Source organism: Candidatus Ruminimicrobium bovinum (assembly GCF_902760015.1).
In the GTDB taxonomy this organism is placed as follows: domain Bacteria; phylum Elusimicrobiota; class Endomicrobiia; order Endomicrobiales; family Endomicrobiaceae; genus Ruminimicrobium; species Ruminimicrobium bovinum.
Map to the genome: position 1 here is coordinate 1 of NZ_CACWEU010000150.1, position 7246 is coordinate 7246.

The 7246-nt window shown below is 27.8% G+C and carries 5 protein-coding genes and 1 pseudogene; 3 read left to right on the top strand and 3 right to left on the bottom strand.

Going from position 1 to position 7246, the window contains the following annotated elements; genetic code table 11:
- The first annotated feature begins 501 nt into the window (after positions 1-501).
- The 3 genes from ACMUOV_RS05215 (at position 502) to ACMUOV_RS05225 (ending at position 2564) form a co-directional block, all read left to right on the top strand.
- Positions 502-1377, top strand: coding sequence for a DUF4268 domain-containing protein (locus ACMUOV_RS05215; protein ID WP_413854050.1), 876 nt, complete (start codon positions 502-504; stop codon positions 1375-1377).
- A 99-nt stretch (positions 1378-1476) separates the two neighbouring features.
- A complete protein-coding gene (locus tag ACMUOV_RS05220) occupies positions 1477-1662 on the top strand; it encodes a hypothetical protein (RefSeq protein WP_413854051.1) in 186 nt (61 codons plus the stop codon).
- Entirely contained in the window at positions 1662-2564 is a 903-nt protein-coding gene (locus ACMUOV_RS05225; protein ID WP_413854052.1) for an SDH family Clp fold serine proteinase, read from the top strand. Before ACMUOV_RS05220 ends, ACMUOV_RS05225 begins: the two co-directional genes overlap by 1 nt.
- Before the next feature lie 21 nt (positions 2565-2585).
- Here ACMUOV_RS05225 and ACMUOV_RS05230 read toward each other — a convergent pair whose 3' ends face one another.
- The 3 genes and pseudogenes from ACMUOV_RS05230 to ACMUOV_RS05240 form a co-directional block, all read right to left on the bottom strand.
- Complete coding sequence (locus ACMUOV_RS05230; RefSeq protein WP_413854053.1) at positions 2586-3341, bottom strand: hypothetical protein; 756 nt, start codon at positions 3339-3341, stop codon at positions 2586-2588.
- Positions 3334-5772, bottom strand: a complete 2439-nt coding sequence (locus ACMUOV_RS05235; RefSeq protein ID WP_413854054.1) for an N-6 DNA methylase — start codon at positions 5770-5772, stop codon at positions 3334-3336. The genes ACMUOV_RS05230 and ACMUOV_RS05235 overlap by 8 nt, the downstream gene beginning before the upstream one ends.
- A gap of 12 nt (positions 5773-5784) precedes the next feature.
- Positions 5785-7246 (bottom strand): annotated as a pseudogene (locus ACMUOV_RS05240) (restriction endonuclease subunit R); the annotation flags it as partial.

Consider the following 7246-nt stretch of genomic DNA (forward strand, 5'->3'; position numbering starts at 1 on the left):
AATTTTAATTTGTTTAGGTTCTTGATGTATGTTCATACAGTATTCCTTTAATGTTTTAAGTATATCACTATTATTATATATTATTAGAACAGCAGTTTGAAAACGGCAGAACGGCAGAGGTATGGATGTATGGACGAATAGAGGGATTGAAAAGACGGAACGGCAACGGCAAAAACTCAGAAACTCTTTGAGAGCAAACAACGACAAGCGGAGTTTTATTTTGAGAGTGCTTTTTCTGTTCTCATTTTAGGTACAAGATAACCGAACCCGTAAATCATCATAGGTATTGCTTTCATCCAATTATCATAAAGCCGGTTCATATTTTACCTTCGAAGGTTTGTTTATGATTAAAATATAATATTTTTTGTTGTTTGTAAATGTGATTTTTAAAGAATTGCCCCAAAGAGAAGTTGAACCTTCCCCCTTATCCCTATGACGGATTTGCTGTTGTTTTTTAGACAATTGAAAATATAAATATTTATTTTATATACTTTAAACTATATGAAAACACTTATTGCTTATCAATTATCAAATGTATCAATAAAACTTATAACTAAATATGGAGATTTTTTACTCAACAAGATAGGCAACAGAGGCGGAATATATGTTCTATACCGCGGGAACAACATTTACTATGTTGGAAAAGATAAACATTTAGGTATAAGATTAAAACATCATTTTAAAGATAGACACAAAAATAAATGGAACAGATTTTCTGTATATGTCGTTGATAAGCCGGAATATATTGCTCCCTTAGAAAAATTGTTGATTTCTTTATTGAAACCTAAAGGAAATGAATTGCTATATCAAAGAGAAGAAAAAAAAGCAGCAAAAGATTTAGAAAAAGAAAGTACGTTATTTAATAAACAAGAAATTAAAAATATATTACAAAACGAAAAGATAAATAAGAATATCATTGTAAAAAATAAAATTCATAAAAAGATATCAAACAATATAAGAGATGCACAATATAATCTTTGGTTATCTTTCAACAAATATTGCAAAGATAAATATAAAAATATTAATTTAAGAGAACCCCATTCAAGACACTATCACAATATTTCTGTTGGAACAGGGAAAGCACATATTTCCTTATCTGCAACCAAGGATATGGAAGATAAAAAATATTATATCGGCTGCGAGTTGTATATATATAGAGATAAAAATTTTTTCCGCAAACTATATAAGAACAAAAAATCAATAGAAAAAGAATTAAAAGAAAATCTTGATTGGAGAGAATTAAAAAATAAAAAAGCTAGTAGGATAATAATATTCAAACAAATAGATTTCACAAAGAAAGGAAATTTAAATAAATGTTTAAAATTCTTTTCTACTCAAACAAAAAAATTTATTACAGTCTTCCCTAAATATTTTTAGTTTATAAATATAAAATTTTTAATCTCACTGTTGAACTATAGTTTTTTTTTTAGATAAAATATTACCCAAATCATATAGAAACTATATTGGAGCGGCAATATGGAAAAAACAAATTTTGTAAAAGATTTCAATCTATTTAGAATTAAAATTTCCGATTTAAAAGACTATTCTACTCCAGAAGAATTTTCAAAAAATTTTAAGCAATGTTCAGCTCCAGTAGAAAAAAAAGATATCAAAATTACTAATGAACTAAATTATTTAAAACAAATGGAAGGAAAAATTTAATGCCAAATTGGTCAGATGTTCTTAAAGAATTACAAGAAATATCATCTAATACAGCACCTTTGGATGTTGTTAGAGATAAATATTTACATAAATTATACGAAAAAACCAATAGAAATGTTATAGCATATTATTCTGGTTGGCTACATAAAACTAATGACAATATTAATACAGGAATAACAGATTTAGATCAAAATGCTTTTATGACAACTATACATAAGTTAGATAAAAGTAAAGGTTTGGATTTAATTTTACATACACCTGGTGGAAATCTCACTGCTACACAATCTATAGTATTTTATTTAAAAGAAATTTTTGGCTCCAATATCAGAGTTATTGTTCCTCATCTTGCTATGTCTGCGGGAACAATGATGGCTTGTGCTGCAAAAGAAATTATTATGGGAAAACATTCAAGTCTTGGTCCAATAGATCCTCAGTTTAATGGACTTTCAACTTGGGGTGTATTAGAAGAATTTGAAAAAGCCAAAGAAGAAATAAAAAGAGAGCCATCTTGTATTCCTCTTTGGCAAATGATAATAAACAAATATCATCCTACTTTTTTAGGGGATTGTGAAAAATCAAAAACATTAGCTGAAGAGATTGTTAAACAATGGTTAAAAGAGGGTATGTTTGTTGATGATCCGAATAAAGATATGAAAGTAAATCAAATTTGTGATTTTTTATCAGATCATAGCAAATCAAAAACACATTCTAGACATTTCTCTTATATAGATTTACGAAATATAGGATTAAATATTAAATTACTTGAAGAAGATGATGAATTACAAGATTTAGTATTAACAATACATCATTCTTTTATGCATACATTTTCAAATACAAATGCTTTTAAAATTGTACAAAACCATAATAATCAAAAAATAATTTCTGTATCTAATATAAAATAAAAAAATTAGAATATATAGTATTTATTTCTCTTCAAGTTGAAGATATTCTTTAATATATTTTTTAATATAATAATTTGGACTATTTGTTTTAGGATTATCTATTTTATTATTTTTAAAAAATAGTTTATAAAAATTGATTGATATATAATAGTTACGATTGATTTCCTCAAAAATCTGTACATAAGACGATTCATCTATACGCTTCTTTTTTATTGCTTTTGCTAATTCGGTAATTATTATCTTTTTTGTATATTTATAAACTTTTTCAAATATTTCCTCTATATTTTCTTGTACCTTTGCAATAAAGTACTCAAATCTATTATGATTAATTATATCCATATTCAAGTGAGCTGCAGAATTTCTTAAATCAAAAATTTCTTGGTTTTTTTGACAAAGATGAGAACTTTTATCCAATTTAAAAATATGTAAGAAATAATTTATTGCATCCTTTTCAATGTTAGAAAAATATGCAATATCAAAATCTTTTGAAATGTCAATTTTTTTACTACCATCTTTACTATTTAAAATTCCTGTTGTTTTTTGTAAATATTTTAACAATTCTAAATTTTCATCAACATAATATATTTGAAAAAGAAAGCAATGCAAAATGAAATTGTAAAAATGTGTAATATTAATTATAGCATTATTATAAAAATCAGAATTTTCAACTAACAACATATTTTCAAACATTACTAAGAAGTAAGGATTTCTTATGTTTAATGGTAAAAAAGACTTAAGTTCGTCCAATTCTGAATTTAAATAAATTATATTACTCATTTTCTCCCCAGATGGATTGGAGTTTGGAGTTTATTTTTCCTTGCTGAATTTTTATCAGTTTTTTACATCCTTCTATTGCTTTTTCTTCTTGTTCAATTTTTGAAACTATCTTATCTTGTTCTTCAATAGGAGGAAGGAATACTTCTAAAGCACCAATAGCAGTTTTTGAAATTTCTTTAAATGTTCCACCTGTTGCCATTAAATTCATTTTATCTGATAATTTTTTTATATTTAAAGCTAAAAATTTTATGTTTATTTTAGAAAAATCTTTGATAATAATATTTTTAAAACCTTGATTTGTTGCTAACTTAATTTTATTAATTGCAACACGACCAATTGTTGCCCTTGACGATATCAATATGCTGTTTTCCGGTAATAACTTTGCAGAAGATTTCGATAGACCTTTTTGTGTAATTGTTCGTTTTGTAGATGTTAAAATAGAAATGTAGTCTTCTTGTGGTAAATCAACTAATGTTACCCAATTAATATTTCCATCCCATAAAGTTGGATCATTTGATGATGGAGTACCACCAGATTCTACAAGAAAATATTTTTCATTATTCAATTTCACTTTTTGCCAGTTGGGGTTTATTTGGAAAGTTGGTTTCCAGTTATCTATAACTTTTTGAGCACCGTCGATTACTGCTTGATAACTATCAAGTTCTTTTATGATTTGTTCTTGAATTTCTATTGGTGGTAATGGAATTTTGTAATCCACTAAATCTTTTGCATATACATGTGGAATTCCCATTCCAGATTGCAACGAATAAACATATTCTTGTCTTGCTTTTAAAATATAATAAACATACTTTGTAAGAACATTCCTGTCATCTAATGATTTTATTGTAAAAGCATCTGATACAAAAATAGGAGTAGTATAATAACTAATAAAGCCCGCATATGCTCCGGAACCTGCTATCGTAATAGTTTCTCCATACCTATTATATTCGTTGTGATAATATGCAGGATTTTGTCCGCCAGCAACAACAGGTATAGAACCTTTAACAATATCTTTTTTTGTAATAGCATTTCCTCTTTTTAATTCACATAATTCCCCTAGCTTAAACTTTTCCCATTTGCAATTAGAATAATCTTTTGTTTCTTTATATCTTGATGCTGTTAAATTATATTCTTCATTTTTGGCAAGTTTTGTTTTTTCAACAACAGTTACTATTGTAGAGTTGGATTTAAATTCTTTTTTTGTGTTTATAGATTTTTGCCAATCGTTAATAAGTTCCAATGCTTTTGGCAAATCGTTTTTATCTATTTGTCTTCTTTGTGCACCTAAATCAAAGCCATCGTTTTGAACTTCTACAAAAAGAATTTTATCTGTCTTTTTTGCAAAAGTTTTGTCCATAAACAATATTGATGTCTTTACACCGGAATATGGCTGAAAAACTCCACTTGGTAAACTTACTACAGCATACAAATAATTTTCATCTACAAGCTTTTTCCTCAACTGTTTATAAGCATTTGCACTTTGAAACACTATACCTTCAGGTACAATTACACCTGCTCTTGATTTAATATGTTCCATAATATAATCCACAAACAAAACTTCGGAACGATTTGCTTTTATTGCAAACTTATTATGGGGTTGAATTCCGCCTTTTGGTGTCATAAAAGGTGGATTTGCTAAAATACAATCAAAATAATCATCCCATTTTTCTGTTTTTGATAATGTATCATATTCATATATTTTAGGTTCTTTAAATTTATGTAAATACATATTAACAAGAGCGAGTTTTACCATATCGGGAGAAATATCGTAACCTTGAATATTTTCAGTTAAAGATTTTCTTTCTTTAGGGGTTAAATTGTGTTTTATTTGTTCTGCATCTTTTAAGATATATTTATATGCGGAAATTAGAAAACCTGCCGTTCCGCATGCCGGGTCTAAAATTCTATCTGTTTTTGTAGGTTTAACAACATCTACTATAAAATCTATAATGTGCCTTGGTGTTCTAAATTGCCCTGCATCGCCTTGAGAACCCATAATTGAAAGAAGATATTCAAAGCCATCACCAAGACTTTCGCTATCATCGTATGATAAATCGTTAATTTCTTTTAAAAATAAAGTTAAAGTTTGCCCGTCACGAAACGGTAAATATGCACCTTTGAAAATATCTCTGAATAATTTAGGAATTCTTTTTGAATGTTGTAATTCTTCTAAAGCTTCGGTATAAAGGTTCATTCTTACTTGGTTACCAAGTTTTTCGGACATAATTTTTGACCAAGCATATTGTTCAAGTTCTTCAACAAAAAATTCTCTTTTTCCACCCATTTCTACGGGTTCTATATCCATATCGTCCATAAATTTATAAATCATAGCAATTGTAATTTGCTCTATTTGAGACTGTGGGTTAGGAATTTTGCCTACTAAAATATTTCTGGCATTATCTATTGTTTGTTTGATATCTTTCGTTAACATTTTATACCTTTTTTATTTCATAAATTTATTAATAACGATATTATCTTTTATGTATGTAGGTAATTCATCTCTATAACCATTTAAATGTTTAAAATCTTCCATTGAAAAAGCTTGGTTAAAGTTAAGTTGTTGATACTTTTTTTCTTCGATAATTTTTCTAAATTCTTCATTTGTTACATAAGCTTTAATAAAGTTTTTGATATAAGGAACATATTCTGCTTGCGGTTTATAAATTGAAATATATTTATCGCATTCATCTTCCAAAAGTTCATCTTGGTTTTTAAATTTTGAAAGCAATCCGAAAGCCCTTTGTAAAACTTCTTTCCATGATAATCTTCTATCTAACATTTCAGCTTTCATTAATTTTTCAAGAGTTATAAAAAGTTTAGGTTTGTTTTCGTACCTATCTCTTGTGATATCTTCGGCTGTTTGCCAATCTTCGTTATCAACAGCGGTTTTTATATCTTCATCGGCTGTAACGGTTTCTTTAAACTGTTGGAATAGCTCTCTGTCTATTTTCATACCGTCTAAACCGATTTTTGTTTCTGTAAGTTGTTTAAGTTTATCAATTTCAAAAACTTCTATAGGTTCTATTGGTGGTGTGCCTTCTCCACCACCATATCCTTCACTGTTTTTAAGTCTTGGTAATTTTAGTTCTTCGTCGTAGTTAAAATCTTTTTCAAAATATTGGCAGTTTGCAAAAAAGTCGAACAATTTAAAGTGTTCTTTGTTTCTAAATTCAACAGGTTTTGTTGTTGGGTACTTAAAAGTAAATTTTCTTGTTCCCCTTCCTTTAATTTGAACAAAATCCGTTGGAGAAAAAATAGGTCGCATTAATGCTAAATTTAGAACATCTTGGCAGTCGTAACCGGTTGTCATCATTCCAACAGTAACACATACCCTTGCTTTACTTGTTTTATACTCGTCCAAAAACTTTGAATTGCCTGATAAATTATTATTAGAAAAATGTTCTGCCATTTCTTGTGCTGTTGGAATACAAGATGTTACTTGCATAGCAAAATCCGAATTATATTTGTTTGGCCATATTTTATGTGCCATTTTATTTAATATATCCATAATTTTTGCACAATGATTTTGACTTACACAAAAAACTATTGTTTTACCGAATTCTCCTGATATAGGGTCTTTTAAACCGTTTTCAAGAAGAACTTTACAAAATTGAATATTTGTGTTTTCGGAAAAGAATTTCTTTTCAAATTCTTTAGAAAACATTTGTTCGGTCGTTTCTTGTCCATCGTCTGTTATTTGAACTACAGAATAACCTTTTTCAGATAACAATTCGGTTGTAATATCTGTTCTTGCATCTACAACTATAGGATTAATTAAAAAACCGTCACGAACACCATCTATTAAACTATATCTAAATGTAGGTTGCCCGCTTTCACATCCGAAAGTTTTGTAAGTGTCTAACAATATTCTTCTTTCCAATGCTTTAGGATCTTCAAATTTTAAT

What these genes read in the sequence shown, in the direction of transcription:
- ACMUOV_RS05215 (WP_413854050.1), top strand. Translation starts at nt 502, where the DNA reads ATGAAAACACTTATTGCTTATCAATTATCAAATGTATCAATAAAACTT.
- ACMUOV_RS05220 (WP_413854051.1), top strand. Translation starts at nt 1,477, where the DNA reads ATGGAAAAAACAAATTTTGTAAAAGATTTCAATCTATTTAGAATTAAA.
- ACMUOV_RS05225 (WP_413854052.1), top strand. Translation starts at nt 1,662, where the DNA reads ATGCCAAATTGGTCAGATGTTCTTAAAGAATTACAAGAAATATCATCT.
- ACMUOV_RS05230 (WP_413854053.1), bottom strand. Translation starts at nt 3,341, where the DNA reads ATGAGTAATATAATTTATTTAAATTCAGAATTGGACGAACTTAAGTCT.
- ACMUOV_RS05235 (WP_413854054.1), bottom strand. Translation starts at nt 5,772, where the DNA reads ATGTTAACGAAAGATATCAAACAAACAATAGATAATGCCAGAAATATT.